Here is a 16214-nt window from a genome sequence, read left to right on the forward strand (position 1 = left end):
CCGCTTCGTGCGATCCCATGATCCCCTGGCTCGACCCGCGCCTCCCTCCCCGATTCCCCTCGCCGCGGCAGGCGCTCGCCGAACCCAACGGCCTGCTCGCCGCAGGAGGCAGCCTTGCCCCTTCGTGGCTACTGGAAGCCTATCGGCAAGGGATCTTCCCCTGGTTTTCGGAAGGGCAACCCATCCTGTGGTGGAGCCCGGCGCCGCGCCTCGTGCTCGAGCCCCAACGGCTGCGGGTACGCCGCTCGCTGCGCAAGGTGCTGCGCCACCGCGGTTTCGTCACCACGCTGGATGTGGATTTCCCGTCCGTGATCGCCAGCTGCGCGCGGCTGCGCCCCGAGGGCACCTGGATTACGCCGGAGATGATCGACGCCTATATCCGCCTGCATGCACTCGGCCACGCCCACAGCGTCGAGACCTGGTACGAAGATCGCCTCGTGGGCGGCCTCTACGGCGTGGCCCTGGGTGGGGTTTTCTTCGGCGAGTCGATGTTCCATCTCGAGCCGGACGCATCCAAGGTGGCGCTGGTGCGACTGTGCGCCGAATGCCACGCGCGCGGCATCGCCCTCATCGACTGCCAGATGAGCACGCCGCATCTGCGCTCGCTCGGCGCCGAGGAGATCTCACGTGAAGACTTCCTCGATCGGCTTGCCCGGCTCGTGCCCGGGCAGCCTGTGCCGCAGCGCTGGCAGGGAAAGATGCCGGCCGCCGCGCTCGCGGACGGGAACCCCTTGACGGAGCCTGCTCCATGAGACATGCCGCCCCGCCCGAGATACTGCGTTTCTATCCTTCCCAACCCTACCCTTGCCCTTATCTTCCCGATCGTACGGCGCGTTCCTGCGTGGCCACGCCGGCGCACCTCGTCGATGCCGCCACCTATGGCCGGCTGGTGCGCGAAGGATTCCGGCGCAGCGGTTATTTCTCCTATGGCATGATCTGCGGCCAGTGCGAAGCCTGCGTGTCGGTGCGCGTACCGACGGCACAGTTCCGTCCCGACCGTTCGCAGCGCCGTACCTGGCAGCGCTGGGCCGGCAAGCTCAGCGCCACCGAGCAGCCCCTCGTCTTCATTCCCGAACACTTTCGCCTCTACCGCCGCTACGTCATGGCGCGCCACGACGAAGCCGACGAGGACGCCTCGCCCGAGAATTACGAGCGATTCCTCCTCGCCTCGCACGTCGACACGCGCCTCATCGAATTCCGCGACCCCGATGGACGCGTGGTGATCGTGAGCCTCGTCGACGTGCTCGACGATGGGCTTTCCTGCGTCTACACGTTCTATGATCCGGAAGACCCCCGGGCGGGTTTCGGGACCTGGTCGATCCTGTGGCACATCGCCCAAGCCCAGGCAAACGGTATGCCCTACGTCTACCTCGGTTACTGGATTGCCCGCTCGCGCAAAATGGCGTATAAAGCGCGCTTTCGCCCGCTCGAGGGCTACTGGCGGGGCCGCTGGCTGCCCTTCGAGCGCATCGAACCGCTCTTCCGGAACGTACCATGATCCCCTATTGCCTTGCCCGTCCGGCGCTCTTCGCGCTCGATCCGGAGACCGCCCACGACCTGACGATCCGCGCCTTCGCCACCCTGGGGCGGCTGCTGCCCCCGCCCGAGCCGCCACGACGCGCTCCCATCACCCTCATGGGCCTGGAATTTCCCAACCGCGTCGGGCTTGCCGCCGGGCTGGACAAGAACGGCGAGGCGATCGACGGCCTGGCGCGGCTAGGATTCGGTTTCATCGAGGTAGGCACCGTCACGCCACGGCCGCAGCCGGGCAATCCCAAGCCGCGGCTCTTCCGCCTGCCCGAAGCGCGTGCACTCATCAACCGCATGGGATTCAACAACGACGGCGTGGACGCGCTGGTCGCACGGGCACGCGCTCGCCGTTGGCGAGGGATTCTCGGCATCAACCTCGGCAAGAACGCCGACACGCCCCTCGAGCGAGCGCTCGACGACTACGTCGCCGGCTTGCGCCGCGTGTGGACCACGGCCGACTACGTGACGATCAACGTCTCCTCACCCAACACGCGCGCCCTGCGCGAACTGCAGCGCGGCGACTCGCTCGAGGCGCTGCTCGCGGGGCTGCGCGAAGAGGCCGAACGGCTCGCGGCGAGCCACGGCAAGCGCACGCCGCTCGTGCTCAAGATCGCCCCCGACCTGGAAGAATCCGAGCTCGATCTCATCGCCGAAAAAGTGCTCGAATACCGCATCGACGGCCTGATCGCCACCAACACCACCATTTCGCGCGAAGGCGTGGCGCACCTGCCGCACGGCCAGGAAACGGGGGGTTTATCGGGCGAACCGCTGCGCGAGCGCGCTACCGCCGTACTCGCGGCACTCGCCCAACGTCTGCAAGGGCGGGTGCCGCTCATCGCCGCCGGCGGCATTCTCTCGGGCGAAGATGCACGCGCCAAGCTGCGCGCCGGCGCTTCCCTCGTGCAGATCTACACCGGGCTCATCTATCGCGGCCCAGTGCTGGTGGAGGAATGCCTCAAGGCGACGGAGGAAGAATGCTGCCGATCGCCCCGCTCGCCGGGACAGCCTGGTTAGCCGGTGCAGCCGCATTCGCACCGCTCACGGGGATGCGCGACTCCAGGCGGATGGTGACACGCCGGTTCTTCTGTCTTCCCTCTTCGGTGGAATTATCCGCAATGGGGCGCTGGTCGGCGTAGCCCACGGCCGCCAGGCGCGAAGGGGCCACGCCCTCCTGAATGAAGAGCTGCACCACCGCCGCGGCGCGCGCCGCCGAGAGCTCCCAGTTGGAGGCGTAGCGCGCGCCGGGGCGCAGGGGAACGTTGTCCGTGTGCCCCTCCACCCAGATGGGCGCATCGCCCGTAAAGGCGAGCACGCGCGCCATCTGCCGTAGCGCGGCGATCGCCATCGGCCCGAGCGTGGCCTCTCCACTAGGGAAAAGGATACCGGCATCCATTTCCACCGTCACCCCGAAGGCGCCATCGTTGATGGACACCCGTCCGGCGTCGATGAGCGGAGCAAGGGCCGAGCGCAGGGCAGACGCCGTCTGTGCCGTGGTCTGGAGCACCTGACGCACCTGTTCCTCCCCTTCGCGCGGCCCCCCTTCTCCCTCGCTCTTGCGCTCCGGCGGGGCGCGACGCTGCACCGCCAAAGGTAACCCCTGCACCACCGAAGGAACGACGGTATCTTTTCCCTCCTGTACCTGGGGGGTGACCAGACCGGCGCGGAACGCCTGGCTCAAAGATTCGGAAATGACGCGGTATTTGCCCTCATTTGCGGAAGTCAGGGCGTACATGACCACGAAGAAGGCAAAGAGCAGCGTAATGAAGTCGGCGTAGCTCACCAGCCAGCGCTCCAGATTCTCGTGCTCTTCTTCCTTTTTGCCGCGCCGCGCCATGCCCCATTCTCCTTCAGGATTTTCCCTCGGGCGACGATTCCTCGCCGCTTTCGGCGAGATAAGACTGCATGCGACTCTCGATCAGGCGCGGGTTGTCCCCCTGGGCCACGCCAACGAGACCGTCGACCAGCATCTGCCGCTGGATGACGATGGAGCGGATGTAAGTGGTGAGTTTCTTCGAGATAGGGATGAAGATAAGGTTGGCCGAACCCACACCGTAGATGGTGGCGACGAAGGCCACAGCGATCCCCGCCCCGAGGCGGGCGGGATCGGCGAGGTTCTCCATGACGTGGATGAGCCCCATCACGGCCCCCAGAATGCCGATCGTCGGCGAATAGCCCCCCGCTGACTCCCACACTTTCGCCCGCAGCTTCATCTGTTCCTCGCTCATGTCGATCTCGGTCTCGAGCACCTCCCGCATCCGCGTCGGTTCGATCCCGTCGACGAGCAGCTGCAGCCCTTTTTGCACGAAGGGATCGGCTTCGGCGGCGATGCGCGCTTCCAGCGCGAGCAGGCCGTCGCGCCGGGCGGTGCGACCCCAATCGACCACCTTGCCGATCAGTTCCCTGGGATCCAAAGCCGGAGGGCGAAAAATCCACGCCAACATCTTCACCGCGCCGATGAAGATGCGCAGAGGCGTTTGCAACAGCACCGCCCCCGTCGTCCCCCCGATGACGATCAAAAAGGCTGTGGGCTGCAGCAGCGAGGAGAGGCTTCCCCCTTCGAGGAACTGCCCGACGACGATGGCCGACAGGCCGAGGGCGAGGCCGATGAGACTAGTGACATCCATCAGCAACCCATTTCAGGAGGAGACGGCTCGCCGTGGACCCGCTCGCCTTTGGGCGGACGGCCTCGCCGTCCACGGGGAAGATGGCTTTCGTCTCCGTCGAACAGGCGCGCCCGCAGCCGCAAGATGGCCTGGGTATGCAGCTGGGAGACGCGCGATTCGCTCACGCCGAGGACGGCGCCGATTTCCTTGAAGTTGAGCTCGTGTTCGTAGTAGAGCGAAAGCACCAGTTTTTCTTTCTCCGGCAGACCCTCGATGGTGCGCACGAGCTGGATACGCAGCTCGGCCGACTCGGTGAGATCCTGCGGCCCGGGCTCGTCGTCGCCCAGATGCCGTTCGAGAAAATCCTCGCCGTCTTCCGGCTCTCGCATCAGATCGTCGAAGTAGAGAATCTGGTGCCCCTTGGCCTGGGAAAGCAGCCGTTGATAGGCCTCCAGTTCTAGGCCGAGCGCTTCGGCCACTTCCCCTTCCGTGGGAGAACGCCCGAGGGCTTGCTCGAGGGCCGCGATGGCCTCCTCGACGCGGCGCATTTCCTTGCGCACCTGGCGCGGCACCCAATCGGTGTCGCGCAGGGAATCGATCATTGCTCCGCGAATGCGGGCGAGCGCGTACGTTTCGAATTCGGCGCGATCGTCGTCGTGGTAGCGTTCGATCGCCTCGATCAGGCCCATCATGCCACACTGGACGAGATCGTCGAGCTCGACGTTTGGCGGCAGGCGGTTCACCAGGCGCAAAGCGAGGCGCTTCACCATGGGCGCATACGCCTGGACCAATGCCGCCACGTCCGGTTTTCCCATTTCGTCTACCATCCACGCGATCCTAGGTTTCGACGAATTGCGCGCCGACGTGCCGCGCACCAGCCCCGCCCATAAAGGGGATTTTCCCTCAGCCCGGATTTTTTTGCCAGGGGGAGAAACGACGGCAGTCACCATGATCGTGTCCCCGCTTGCGCGTGGCCCAGCCGAGTCGGTGGCCAGCCCTTGGGCAAGGCCATTCCTCCATCGTCCCCCGTCATCGCCTGCCAAGCCGCGGCATCGAGCGCTTCGAGCCGACACCACCCGGCCAAACGTAGGGACACTTTGCGCCACCATACGCCCTGCAGTTCACGCACGAAGGTCTCCGCCTCCTGCGCATCGCGTCCGCCCACCGTCACCACCCCGAGGCGCGAACGCCCCTGTAGCGCGGCATCCTGCGCCCGGGCCACCGCTTCACGCACCCCTTCGGCCGACAGTTCGGCCAACACCACGGCGCTCGGGGCGCTCGTGAGAAAAGGCGAGGCATCGGCTGCCTCTCCTCGCCCGGCATGCACCAACACCGTCTCGAAAGGACGCAGTAAAGTCTGAAACAGGCGTAGGAGACGTTCACGTCGCATCTCGTCGAGCAGCGGCAAGGCGAGCGCCGCCGCCTTCACGTTGAGATAACTCACGCCGCCGGGCAAAGCCACGATGAGGCGGATCGCGCGTTCGGTCGACCCCAGGGCACTCAGCAAATCGGCCGTGCGCCCAGCTCCGGCCGCCTCGGGCAAGGTGGGGCTGGAGACCGCCTCATCGACGACGAGCACCGGGCCGCTCGCACGCGCGAGCCGCCGCGCGAGCCGCATCGTGTGATCCGCCCAGCCTTCGCCGGTAGAAAATACGGTGCATACCGCAGGCGGACGCTGCCGGAACAGACGCCGCAAGGTTCCTGCCTGATCTCCAAGCATCTCGCGCATGATGTTCTCCCCGTCAGGCCCCGACCGCCGCCGCCAACCACAAGGCCGCCTCGTCGGCAGCCATCGTCACCCGTTCCGCCCCCGCGCCGCGAAACGCCCGCTGCAGCAGCCAAGCGCGGTTGGGCAAGTGCAGATCCTCCGGCACGCGCTGCCCATTGGCAACGTAGTGCACGCGCAGTCGATGCCGGATGGCCACATCCAGCGCCGCGGCGATGGTGGCGGCCTCGTCGACCTTGGTGAAGATGCAGCCGGCGAGCCCCTCGCCGCCAAACGCTCGGGCGACGTCGTCGAGCGTATCGCCCCGGCTCGTGGCGTTGAGGCACACGAGCCGGCGCACCGGCCCCGCACCCATGAGCATCGCCACCTGCTCGGTCACCGCCTTGTCGCGCTGGCTCATGCCGATGGTGTCGATGAGCACCATGTGCCGGCCACGCAACTCGCTGAGCGTGGCGCGCAAATCGTTCGCGTCGCGCGCGGCGAACACGGGCACCCCCAAGATACGCCCATAGATGCGCAGCTGTTCATGCGCGCCGATGCGGTAGCCGTCGGTGGTGATGAGCGCCACGCGCGCCGCCCCGTGGCGCACCACGCAGCGGGCGGCGATCTTGGCGGTGGTGGTCGTCTTGCCCACGCCCGTCGGGCCGACGATGGCATAGACGCCGCCGCGGTCGATCAGGTCGTCGTCGCTGCCGACCACCTCCAGCCGTGCCCCCAGCCGCGCCATGGCCGCTTCGCGCGCCGCGTCCCAATCCTCGGTCGCCTCGATACGGTCGCACACCTCGCGCGCGAGCGCCGGAGAAAATCCCGCCTCCAGCATCTCGCCGAGCAACCTCGCACGGGCCGGCGCCTTGCGCACGGCTTCGTTCCAGGCGAATCCGGCGAGTTGCCGCTCGATCATCTCCTGGATCTTGCCCAGTTGCCGCGCGAGCAGGGTGTTTTGTTCCTGCAGCGCCTCGATGCGCGCTTCCACCGCCGGCACGGATGACGGCTCCGCGCCCGCCGCGCCGAACCACCCCGGTTCACGCAGAGGCTCCGGTGCAGGCGGCTCCTTGCGCGCCGCCTCCATCGCCCGACGGATACGCTCGGCCTCTTCTTCTTCCTTGCGCACGACGTATTCCGGCGTTTCCATGCGCGGTGGCGCAAACGGCTTGATCTCGGGGGCGCTGCGCCGCTGGGGGCCGCGGGAAGAAAGCGTCACCACCGGCTCCTCCGTCGGAGCCGCTGCCTGGGCATAAGCGGCTGCCGCGCTACGATTGCGCCCTCCCGACGATTCCGGAGGACGGTTGGACGACGCCGCGCCCGATCCGCCGGGCAGCGCCCCCACCGCCTCGGCAGGCAGCGCCAGGATCTCGACCCCTCCTTCGACGGGGCGGTTTGCCAGAACGATCGCATCCGCTCCCAGCTCCTGCTTGAGTTGGCGCAATGCTTCCCGTGCCGTCGGTGCGAAATACCGTTTGACGTCCATCTGCCTGCTCCCCGATCCGCGGGCCGTCCGGTTGGCCCCTCCCTTCCATTATCGGTGCCTGCCCACCAGAGCCGTCGCACAAAAAAAGCGGGGTAAACCCCGCTTTTCTCCTCCTGTCACGGTCAGGGTCTCACGCACCGGGCGAGCCGATCATCTCCACGATCTCGATCGAACGCTCTTCCGGCATCTCGCTGGTGGCGATCACGCGCAAGTTGGGCACGGCGCGGCGCAGGAAACGCGCGAGCAGCCAGCGCAGCTGCGGCGGAACGAGCAGGATGGGCGCCTGTCCCCGTTGTTCCAGACGCTGCGCCGCCGCCCCCGTTTGGCGCAACAAAGTATCGGCCAGACCGGGTTCGATCGCTCCCGGCTTGCCGCCCCCTGCCCCCACGGCCTGCATCAGGATGCGCTCGAGCGCCGGATCCAGCATCAGGACCGGAACCTTGCCGCTGCCGGGGGCGAGCGACTGCACGATGGCGCGTCCCAGGGCTTCGCGTACCCGGCTGGTGAGCTCGATCGGATCCTGCGTTTTGGGCGCCCATTCGGCCAGCGTCTCGAGGATGGTACGCATGTCGCGGATCGCCACCCCCTCTTCCAGCAGATATTGCAGCACCTTCTGCACCGTGGTCACCGGCACCACCGTGGGCACCAGGTCCTCGACGAGTTTGGGGGATTCTTTCTTGATGCGATCGAGCAGCGCCTGGGTTTCCTCGCGTCCCAGCAACTCGGCTGCATGCTCGACGAGTACCTGGTTGAGGTGGGTGGCAATGACGGTCGCGGCATCGACCACCGTGTAGCCCAGAGCATGCGCACGCTCGCGTTGCGCCGCATCGATCCACAACGCCGGCAGGCCGAAAGCAGGATCTTTGCCGGGACGCCCCTCGATGGTGCCAAGAACCTGCCCCGGATTGATCGCCAGATATTGCCCCGGATAGACCTCCCCGCTGCCGATCTCCACCCCCTTGAGCAAAATGCGGTACGCGTTGGGCCGCAACTCGAGGTTGTCGCGGATGTGTACCGGCGCCGGCAAAAATCCCACTTCCTGGGCGAAACGCTTGCGCAATCCCCGGATCCGCTTGAGCAGCTCTCCGCCCTGCGATTGATCGACGAGCGGAATCAAGCGATAGCCGACCTCCAGGCCCAGGACGTCCACCGGCTGCACGTCGTCCCAGCTCGCCTCCACCGCTTCTTCCTTCGGCGGCGGAGGCGCCGCTTCGGCCGCCGCCGGCGCCGCCGCTTCCTCCTGCTCCCGGCTCCAGCGCTTCCAGGCAAGCCACCCCAATCCGCCGCCGATGAGCAGGAAGACGAAGTTCGGCATCCCCGGGATCATGCCCAGCAGCACGAGGATGCCCGAGGAGAGCGCCAGCACCCGCGGGTTGGTGAAGACCTGCTGGATCATGAGATCGCCCAGGTCCATCGACTCCTCACCCACCCGCGCCACCACCATGCCCGAGGCGATCGACACCATCAGCGCCGGGATCTGCGCCACCAGACCGTCGCCGATCGTCAGGATCACGTAGGAGTCGATCGCGCGCGACAGATCCATGCCGTGCCCAGCCACACCGACGATGAGCCCGCCGATGATGTTGATGAACAGGATCAGGATGCCAGCCACCGCATCGCCGCGCACGAATTTCGACGCACCATCCATCGCACCATAGAAGTCCGCTTCCTGCGCGATCTCCTTGCGCCGACGCCGCGCCTCCGCCTCGTCGATGAGGCCGGCGTTCAAATCCGCGTCGATCGCCATCTGCTTGCCGGGCATGGCATCGAGCGTGAAGCGTGCGCTCACCTCGGCGATGCGCCCCGCGCCCTTGGTGATCACCACGAAGTTGATGATCACCAAGATGACGAACACCACGATGCCGATGGCCATGTTGCCACCGACGAGGAAATGCCCGAAGGATTCGATCACCCGCCCGGCCGCATCCGGCCCCGTGTGGCCGTGCAACAGCACCACCCGGGTGGAGGCCACGTTCAGCGACAGGCGCAGCAAGGTGGTGACCAAGAGCACCGTCGGGAAGACCGAAAAATCCAGCGGCCGCACGGTGTACATCGCCACCAGCAGCACCACCACCGACATGGCGATGTTGAAGGTAAAAAAGAGATCGAGCGCGAAAGGCGGCAGCGGCAACACCATCATCGCCAGCACGATGAAGATGAACACCGGTGCGGCCAGCAGCCGCAGCTTCGCCGGCACGAACCACGTCCGCCAATCGATCAGGGCCCGTTCGCCTGCCATCGCCTCACTCCGTCACTGTGCCTGTCATGCTCATGTTTCTTCACCTTCGCCCGCTGCCGCCACCTCGCCCGGGTCGAGCTCCGGCGGCACCGGCACTTCTTGGGGTGGCTGAGGTTTGGGTCCGCCCACGGCCATCCAACGATCCAATTGGAACACATAAGCGAGAATCTCGGCCACCGCCGCGAAGAGCGTGGGCGGAATCGTCTGGCCGATGTCGACGTGCGCATAGAGCGCCCGCGCCAAGGGTGGCGCCTCCACCCGCGGCACCTCGGCCTCATCGGCAAGCTCACGGATCTTCTGTGCGATCACCCCCCGCCCCTTGGCCACCACTACGGGTGCGGCCATCGTTTTTTGATCGTACTTCAAGGCCACGGCGAAGTGCGTCGGGTTGGTGACCACCACGTCGGCCTTGGGCACCTCTTCCATCATGCGCTTACGCGCCATCTCGCGCTGCATCGAACGGATGCGCGCCTTGAGGTGCGGATCGCCCTCCTGTTCCTTGTACTCTTGCTTGACCTCTTCCTTGGTCATGCGCAGGTTCTTGTAGTATTGCCACAGCTGGAACGGAACATCCACCGCCGCGATCAAGGCGAGCCCGGCGACGATCAGCACCGCCCCGAAAACCATCTCGTGCAGGAAACTCGCCGCCGCGTCGTTCAAAGGCAACGCCGAGAGCGAGAGCACCGTATCGCGCTCCCGCCGAAAAGTCACCCAAACCATCCCCGCCACCGCTGCCACTTTCAGCAGCGACTTCACCACCTCCATCGCCCCTTGCAGCGAAAACATGCGGCGCAGTCCGTTCATCGGATCGAGCCGCTCCAAGCGGAAACTCAGAACCTTGGGGGAAAACACCAGGCCGCCGAGCAGGAGCGGACCGGCCACCGCCGCCACCAGCAAGACGAGGAAGATCGGAGCAAAGGTGAGCAGCGACTCGACGAACACCCGGCGCAGCAGCCATAGCACGCGAACCGGATCGAAGGCCGTATCGTGCTCGAACGCGAACCCGTCGGCAAGCACCCGCACCCAACGTCGCCCCATCCATTCCCCGGCGAGCAAGAGCGTCATCACGCCGGCGAAGAGCACGAGAAACGTCCCAAGTTCGCGCGAATGCGGGACCTGCCCCTCCTCGCGCGCCTGCTCGAGCCGCCGCGCCGAAGGCTGTTCGGTCTTTTCGAGATCGCTCTCTTCGGCCACGCCGTGGCCCTCCCTTTACCCGACCCTCTCATGATCGCAGCCGCGGCGGCAAGGTCAACGGCGGAAAAGCGTCCCCGAGGAACGGCATTTCCCCTGTTTGGACGTAAAAAAAGCGGGAATCGGCCCGTTTGCCGGTTCCCGCCATGCTCCAAACAAGAGCGATCAGACTTTGTCGAAACGGAAGATGCCGTTCTCCACCGTGACGCGAATCGTATCCTTCGGTCCAAAACGACCTTCGAGGATCGCCTTGGCGAGCGGATTCTCGATCAGGTCCTGGATCGCCCGCTTCAAAGGCCGCGCGCCGTAGACCGGGTCGTAGCCCGCCTTGGCGAGTTCGCGCAGGGCCTCTTCCGTCACCTCGAGGGCCATGTCCATACGCGCGAGCCGCGCCTCGAGCCGGCGCAACTGGATGCGCGCCACCCCGGCGATGTGCTCCTCGGCGAGCGGATGGAACACCACCACCTCGTCGATGCGGTTGAGGAACTCGGGCCGGAAGAACCCACGCACCTCGGCGAGCACGGCCAGTTTGATGACTTGATAATCATCCCCGGCCATCTGCATGATGCGCTGGCTGCCGAGGTTGGAAGTCATCACGATCACGGTATTGCGGAAATCCACCGTGCGCCCTTGCCCGTCGGTGAGCCGACCGTCGTCGAGCACCTGCAGCAGCACGTTGAACACGTCCGGGTGCGCTTTCTCCACCTCGTCGAAGAGGATCACGCTATAAGGCTTGCGCCGCACCTGCTCGGTGAGATACCCCCCTTCCTCGTAGCCGACGTAGCCCGGAGGCGCACCGATGAGCCGCGCCACGGAGTGTTTCTCCATGTACTCGCTCATGTCGACGCGGATCAGGTGATCCTCGGAATCGAAGAGAAAGTCGGCGAGCGCCTTGCACAGCTCCGTCTTCCCGACCCCCGTGGGCCCGAGGAAGAGGAAGGAGCCGATGGGACGATTCTCGTCGCCCAGACCCGCGCGCGAGCGCCGGATGGCATCGGAGACGAGCCGTACCGCTTCGTCCTGCCCCACTACCCGCTGATGCAGATGTTCTTCCATCTTGAGGAGCTTTTCACGCTCGCTCTGCATCATCTTGCTCACGGGAATGCCCGTCATGCGCGAAACCACCTCGGCGATCTCCTCGGCGCCGACCTGGGTGCGCAAGAGCTTGAACGGCGCGCCGGATTTCTCCGCCTCCTCGGCCTTCTTCAGCTCGGCCTCGAGCTGGGGCAACCGTCCATATTGGATCTCGGCCACCTTGTCGAGCAGCCCCTTGCGCTGATACTCCAGCATCTGCGCGCGCAGGCGGTCGATCTCTTCCTTGAGGTGTTTGGTGCCCTGGATGCGCGCCTTCTCAGCCTTCCATACCTCTTCGAGCTCGCTGTATTCACGCTGCAGCCGCTCGAGCTCCTCCTCGATGAGTTTCAGACGCCGCTGCGAGGCTTCGTCCTTCTCCTTCTTCACCGCCTCGCGCTCGATCTTGAGCTGGATGATGCGCCGCTCGAGCTTGTCGAGCGCCTCCGGCTTCGAGTCGATCTCCATCTTGATGCGTGCGGCCGCCTCGTCGATGAGGTCGATCGCCTTGTCCGGCAGGAAACGGTCGGTGATGTAGCGGTGTGAGAGCTCGGCCGCAGCAACGATGGCCGGGTCGGTGATCTCCACCCCGTGGTGGATCTCGTACTTCTCCTGCAGCCCGCGCAAGATGGCGATGGTCTGCTCGACGGTGGGCTCCTCGACCATCACTTTCTGGAAACGGCGCTCGAGCGCGGCATCCTTCTCGATGTACTTGCGATACTCGTCGAGCGTGGTCGCACCGATGCAGTGCAGCTCGCCGCGCGCGAGCGCAGGCTTCAGCATGTTGCCCGCATCGAGCGCCCCTTCGGCCTTGCCCGCGCCCACCACGGTGTGGATCTCGTCGATGAAGAGGATGATGCGCCCTTCTTCCTTGGTGATCTCGGTGAGGATGGCTTTCAGGCGTTCCTCGAACTCGCCGCGGTACTTGGCCCCGGCGATCAAGGCCGCCATGTCGAGCGCCAGGATGCGCTTGTCGCGCAGGCTCTCGGGAACCTCGCCATTGACGATGCGCTGCGCGAGCCCCTCGACGATGGCCGTCTTGCCCACGCCGGGCTCACCGATGAGTACGGGGTTGTTCTTGGTGCGCCGCTGCAGGATCTGGATGGTACGCCGGATCTCGTCGTCGCGCCCGATCACCGGATCGAGCTTGCCGCGGCGCGCCCGCTCGGTGAGATCGATGGTGTACTTCTCCAGCACTCCGCGCATCGCCTCGGCCTCGGGCGTCTCCACCTTCTGCCCGCCGCGCATCTGCTCGATGGCCGCCTCCAGCGCCTTGCGCGTCAAGCCGTGCTCGCGCGCGATACGCCCCGTCTCGCCCTTGTCTTCGGTGAGTGCGAGCAGGAACATCTCGGTGGCGATGTAGGGGTCGCCGCGCTTCTGCGCCTCGCGGTCGGTGAGGTTCAGGAGATTGGCCAGATCGCGCCCGATCTGCACCTCCCCACCCGTGCCCTGCACCTGCGGCAGCGCATCGATCGCCTGGTGCAAGGCCGCCTTGAGTCCGGCCACATTGACGCCGGCGCGCTGCAGCAGGCTCACGCTCGAGCCGTCTTCCTGCTCGAGCAGCGCCAGCAGCAGATGCTGCGGCTCGATGAACTGGTTGTCGTGCCCCACCGCGATGCTCTGCGCCTCTTGCAGCGCCTGCTGGAACTTGGTGGTGAGTTTGTCGAATCTCATGGAAAAACTCCGTCGAAGGAAAGTAATCGCTGCCTTGTATATAGATGCCCGCAAGGGGAAATTCAAGGCCAACGAGGCAAAAAATGCCATTAGACTCGGACGACGGCATTGTGCGACGCATCATTTTTTTCTTGCATCCTGCCGCTAAACAATGCTATAGTAAAAAGAAAACCTTTCTTTCGACGTCGTTACGTCCTACTGTGGGAGCCGAGCATGAAAAATCCGACCAATTTCGCGCAATTGCAGCAAAAACAGCTGGAAAACGCGATGAAATTCACCCAGATGGCCATCGACAATACCCAGCGCCTGCTCGCGCTGCAGATCGAAACCGCCAAGGCGCTCTTCGAAGAAGGTGCGCGCAGCACCCAAGCCCTGCTCGCCGCCCAGGCCCCCGAAGAGCAGCTCAAGCTGCGTCAGGAATTCGCGCAGAAATCGGCCGAGAAAATCATGGGCTGCATCAACGAGATCGCCCAGCTCACCGTCAAGGCCCAAGCCGAACTCAACCGTCTCGTCTCGGAAGCGATCACCACGGGTTCCCAGGAATGGACCCAGGCCATGCAATCGCTCGGCACCAACCTGCCGAAAATGGGCGGTGAAGATCCGATGAAAGCCGTGCAAAGCGCGATCGACCAGTCCCGCGCCGTGCTCGAGCAGATGTCGAAGATGACCACCGAAGCCTGGCAGAGCATGATCTCCGGCGCCCAGCAGCAAACGCAAGGTTCGAGCAGCGCCAAGAAGTAAAAAAACGCCGCCTCAGTAGGGTACGCCGATCACCAACGGCGTGCCCGTGCTTCGTCTCCCTCTTTCGCCTCGACCCAACGGGTCGAATCGTTGGTTTCTTCTTTTTTCCAGAACGGCGCCTCGGTCTTGAGGCGGTCGATCAAGAACTCGCACGCCGCGAACGCTTCGCTGCGATGGCGGCTCGCCACCCCCACGAACACGATGCGCTCGCCCGGCATCAATCGCCCCACGCGATGGATCACCGTCGCAGCGACCAAGGACCAGCGGCGACGCGCCTCCTCGACCAGCGCTTCGAGCGACTTCTCGGTCATGCCCGGATAATGCTCCAGCGTCATCGCCCGCACTTCGCCGCCGCGCACGGTGCCAACGAAGCTCACCACGGCGCCCACTTCCGGCGAAACCCGTTGCAGCCGCTCCCCCTCGGCCCCTGCATCGAAGTCTTCGACCTGCACCCGGACGGTCCACATCGCCTCACCCCCCTGTGACCGGTGGGAAAAACGCCACCTCGTCGCCGTCCCGCACCGGCTCGTCCCAGGCGCAGAGGGTCTGGTTGCGGGCACAGCGCAACGTCTTCCACGTCACGAGCGGCGCCCACGCCTCCCCCCTGGCGCCGAGCCAGGCGCGCAGCGCCGCCATCGTCTCGACCCCCGCCGGCAGCGACACCGCTTCCTCGGCCAACGGCAAGGCATCGCGCAGCGCCGCAAAATAGAGCACTCTCACCGCCATCTCTGCTTCTCCTTCGTCTCGATCCTCATCCCAGCAACCGCGCAAAAGGACGATAGCGGACCAGGTCCCCTTCGCGGATGGGAGTGGCCGGCGGCACCTCGACCAGGCCGTCGGCCCAGACGAGGGAAGCGAGCATCGCCGATCCCTGATCGGGATGGAGCACCGCCCGACCCCGGGCATCGAGCCGGGCCCGCAGGAATTCCCGCCGTGGATCGGCCTTCAGGCGGGTGAAGCCCGCCTCCACCCACAGGGGCGGATCCAGCACTTCCCGCACCCCTTGCAGGCGCAACAGGAACGGACGGACGAAGAGGACGAAGGTGACGAAAGCGGAGACCGGATTCCCCGGCAGCCCCAGGAAGTGCGCCGCCCCGAGGCGCCCGTAGGCAAGCGGCTTGCCCGGCTTGATCGCCAGTTTCCACAGGTCCAGCCGCCCTTCCTGCCGCACGGCGGCCACGACGTGATCCTCCTCCCCTACAGAGACCCCGCCACTCGTCAGGACGACGTCCGCCCCGTCGGCCGCCCGCCGCAGCGCCGCCCGGGTTTCTTCGAAACGATCCGGCACCACGCCGTAATCCTCGACCAGGCAGCCGAGCTCTTTGAGCAAGGCGCGCAGCAGATAGCGGTTCGAATTGTAGATCTGGCCTGGACCGAGCGGCTGTCCCGGCATCACCAGCTCGTCGCCCGTCGAAAAGAGCGCCACGCGGACGCGGCGGCGCACCGGCAGGGTAGCATACCCCACGGCGGCCGCAAGGCCCAGCGCCTGCGGACTCAGGCGGGTGCCCGCCGTCAGGATCTCGCTTCCCAGGGCGATTTCACTGCCCGCCCGCCGCACCGATTCCCACGGCTGCGGAACGTGGTGGAAGATGACTTCTTCCCCTTCCACCTCCACCCGTTCCTGCATCACGACCGCATCGGCCCCCTCGGGCAAGGGCGCACCGGTAAAGATGCGCGCGGCGCTGCCTGGCTCGAGCGGCACGCCGACCGAGCCTGCCGGAATCCGCTGGCGCACCGGCAGCCGAACGCCAAGGAGGGCGACGTCGGCACAGCGCACGGCGTAGCCATCCATCGCCGCCGTGTCCTGGCGGGGCAAGGCGATCGGCGAGTAGAGGGTCTCCGACAAGACGCGCCGCTCCGCCTCCAGCGTCTCGATCAGTTCTTCTTCGAGCACCGGCTCCGCGGCCGCAAGCAAGCGGGACAAACCCTCTTCGAACGACATCAGGCTTTGCGCCATTTCTTTTTCCTCTC

General features: G+C 65.8%; 15 protein-coding genes. 4 read left to right on the forward strand and 11 right to left on the reverse strand.

Going from position 1 to position 16214, the window contains the following annotated elements; all coding sequences use genetic code 11:
- Positions 1-17: 17 nt before the first annotated feature.
- From aat to H607_RS11730, 3 genes are read left to right on the forward strand one after another with little or no spacing between them, the layout of a single operon-like run.
- A complete protein-coding gene (gene aat, locus H607_RS11725) occupies positions 18-752 on the forward strand; it encodes a leucyl/phenylalanyl-tRNA--protein transferase (RefSeq protein WP_083961936.1) in 735 nt (244 codons plus the stop codon).
- The gene (locus H607_RS0104550; RefSeq protein ID WP_028874453.1) at positions 749-1498 is read left to right on the forward strand and encodes an arginyltransferase; all 750 of its coding nucleotides are present in this window, start codon (positions 749-751) and stop codon (positions 1496-1498) included. The genes aat and H607_RS0104550 overlap by 4 nt, the downstream gene beginning before the upstream one ends.
- Positions 1495-2544: a quinone-dependent dihydroorotate dehydrogenase gene (locus H607_RS11730; protein WP_245563168.1), complete on the forward strand. Its 1050-nt coding sequence runs from the start codon at positions 1495-1497 to the stop codon at positions 2542-2544. The genes H607_RS0104550 and H607_RS11730 overlap by 4 nt, the downstream gene beginning before the upstream one ends.
- On the opposite strand, the gene motD is transcribed toward H607_RS11730, so the two are convergent.
- The 8 genes from motD to clpB all read right to left on the reverse strand — a co-directional run bounded on the left by motD (position 2486) and on the right by clpB (position 13502).
- Complete coding sequence (gene motD, locus H607_RS0104560; protein ID WP_028874454.1) at positions 2486-3364, reverse strand: flagellar motor protein MotD; 879 nt, start codon at positions 3362-3364, stop codon at positions 2486-2488. The two genes, H607_RS11730 and motD, sit on opposite strands and share 59 nt — an antisense overlap.
- A 13-nt stretch (positions 3365-3377) precedes the next feature.
- On the reverse strand, positions 3378-4154 hold the full coding sequence (locus tag H607_RS11735; RefSeq protein WP_051240659.1) for a flagellar motor protein: 777 nt from the start codon (positions 4152-4154) through the stop codon (positions 3378-3380).
- Positions 4154-4960: an RNA polymerase sigma factor FliA gene (locus H607_RS11740; RefSeq protein WP_051240660.1), complete on the reverse strand. Its 807-nt coding sequence runs from the start codon at positions 4958-4960 to the stop codon at positions 4154-4156. The genes H607_RS11735 and H607_RS11740 overlap by 1 nt, the downstream gene beginning before the upstream one ends.
- Before the next feature lie 116 nt (positions 4961-5076).
- Positions 5077-5862, reverse strand: a complete 786-nt coding sequence (locus H607_RS12855) for a MinD/ParA family ATP-binding protein (RefSeq protein WP_051240661.1) — start codon at positions 5860-5862, stop codon at positions 5077-5079.
- A 13-nt stretch (positions 5863-5875) separates the two neighbouring features.
- A complete protein-coding gene (flhF, locus tag H607_RS0104580; protein WP_028874455.1) occupies positions 5876-7327 on the reverse strand; it encodes a flagellar biosynthesis GTPase FlhF in 1452 nt (483 codons plus the stop codon).
- A gap of 130 nt (positions 7328-7457) precedes the next feature.
- Entirely contained in the window at positions 7458-9566 is a 2109-nt protein-coding gene (flhA, locus tag H607_RS0104585; protein WP_037989591.1) for a flagellar biosynthesis protein FlhA, read from the reverse strand.
- A 30-nt stretch (positions 9567-9596) separates the two neighbouring features.
- Positions 9597-10760, reverse strand: coding sequence for a flagellar biosynthesis protein FlhB (flhB, locus tag H607_RS0104590; protein ID WP_028874457.1), 1164 nt, complete (start codon positions 10758-10760; stop codon positions 9597-9599).
- Between the two features lie 162 nt (positions 10761-10922).
- A complete protein-coding gene (gene clpB / locus H607_RS0104595) occupies positions 10923-13502 on the reverse strand; it encodes an ATP-dependent chaperone ClpB (protein WP_028874458.1) in 2580 nt (859 codons plus the stop codon).
- Positions 13503-13715: 213 nt separating this feature from the next.
- On the opposite strand from clpB, the gene H607_RS11750 reads away from it, so the two are divergent.
- Positions 13716-14243 (forward strand): phasin family protein, encoded by a 528-nt coding sequence (locus tag H607_RS11750; RefSeq protein WP_051240662.1) that lies wholly within the window; start codon positions 13716-13718, stop codon positions 14241-14243.
- Positions 14244-14272: 29 nt separating this feature from the next.
- On the opposite strand, the gene H607_RS0104605 is transcribed toward H607_RS11750, so the two are convergent.
- From H607_RS0104605 to H607_RS0104615, 3 genes are read right to left on the reverse strand one after another with little or no spacing between them, the layout of a single operon-like run.
- Complete coding sequence (locus H607_RS0104605; RefSeq protein WP_028874459.1) at positions 14273-14710, reverse strand: molybdenum cofactor biosynthesis protein MoaE; 438 nt, start codon at positions 14708-14710, stop codon at positions 14273-14275.
- 4 nt (positions 14711-14714) lie between these two features.
- Positions 14715-14969, reverse strand: a complete 255-nt coding sequence (gene moaD, locus H607_RS0104610; RefSeq protein WP_028874460.1) for a molybdopterin converting factor subunit 1 — start codon at positions 14967-14969, stop codon at positions 14715-14717.
- Between the two features lie 25 nt (positions 14970-14994).
- The gene (locus tag H607_RS0104615; protein ID WP_028874461.1) at positions 14995-16200 is read right to left on the reverse strand and encodes a molybdopterin molybdotransferase MoeA; all 1206 of its coding nucleotides are present in this window, start codon (positions 16198-16200) and stop codon (positions 14995-14997) included.
- Positions 16201-16214: the final 14 nt, after the last annotated feature.

Source organism: Tepidiphilus margaritifer DSM 15129 (genome assembly GCF_000425565.1).
In the GTDB taxonomy this organism is placed as follows: Bacteria; Pseudomonadota; Gammaproteobacteria; order Burkholderiales; family Rhodocyclaceae; genus Tepidiphilus; species Tepidiphilus margaritifer.

Bases quoted from the DNA above. Each gene is read 5' to 3' on its own strand.
- aat (WP_083961936.1), top strand. From the start codon at position 18: ATGATCCCCTGGCTCGACCCGCGCCTCCCTCCCCGATTCCCCTCGCCG.
- H607_RS0104550 (WP_028874453.1), top strand. From the start codon at position 749: ATGAGACATGCCGCCCCGCCCGAGATACTGCGTTTCTATCCTTCCCAA.
- H607_RS11730 (WP_245563168.1), top strand. From the start codon at position 1,495: ATGATCCCCTATTGCCTTGCCCGTCCGGCGCTCTTCGCGCTCGATCCG.
- motD (WP_028874454.1), bottom strand. From the start codon at position 3,364: ATGGCGCGGCGCGGCAAAAAGGAAGAAGAGCACGAGAATCTGGAGCGC.
- H607_RS11735 (WP_051240659.1), bottom strand. From the start codon at position 4,154: ATGGATGTCACTAGTCTCATCGGCCTCGCCCTCGGCCTGTCGGCCATC.
- H607_RS11740 (WP_051240660.1), bottom strand. From the start codon at position 4,960: ATGGTAGACGAAATGGGAAAACCGGACGTGGCGGCATTGGTCCAGGCG.
- H607_RS12855 (WP_051240661.1), bottom strand. From the start codon at position 5,862: ATGCGCGAGATGCTTGGAGATCAGGCAGGAACCTTGCGGCGTCTGTTC.
- flhF (WP_028874455.1), bottom strand. From the start codon at position 7,327: ATGGACGTCAAACGGTATTTCGCACCGACGGCACGGGAAGCATTGCGC.
- flhA (WP_037989591.1), bottom strand. From the start codon at position 9,566: ATGGCAGGCGAACGGGCCCTGATCGATTGGCGGACGTGGTTCGTGCCG.
- clpB (WP_028874458.1), bottom strand. From the start codon at position 13,502: ATGAGATTCGACAAACTCACCACCAAGTTCCAGCAGGCGCTGCAAGAG.
- H607_RS11750 (WP_051240662.1), top strand. From the start codon at position 13,716: ATGAAAAATCCGACCAATTTCGCGCAATTGCAGCAAAAACAGCTGGAA.
- H607_RS0104605 (WP_028874459.1), bottom strand. From the start codon at position 14,710: ATGTGGACCGTCCGGGTGCAGGTCGAAGACTTCGATGCAGGGGCCGAG.
- moaD (WP_028874460.1), bottom strand. From the start codon at position 14,969: ATGGCGGTGAGAGTGCTCTATTTTGCGGCGCTGCGCGATGCCTTGCCG.
- H607_RS0104615 (WP_028874461.1), bottom strand. From the start codon at position 16,200: ATGGCGCAAAGCCTGATGTCGTTCGAAGAGGGTTTGTCCCGCTTGCTT.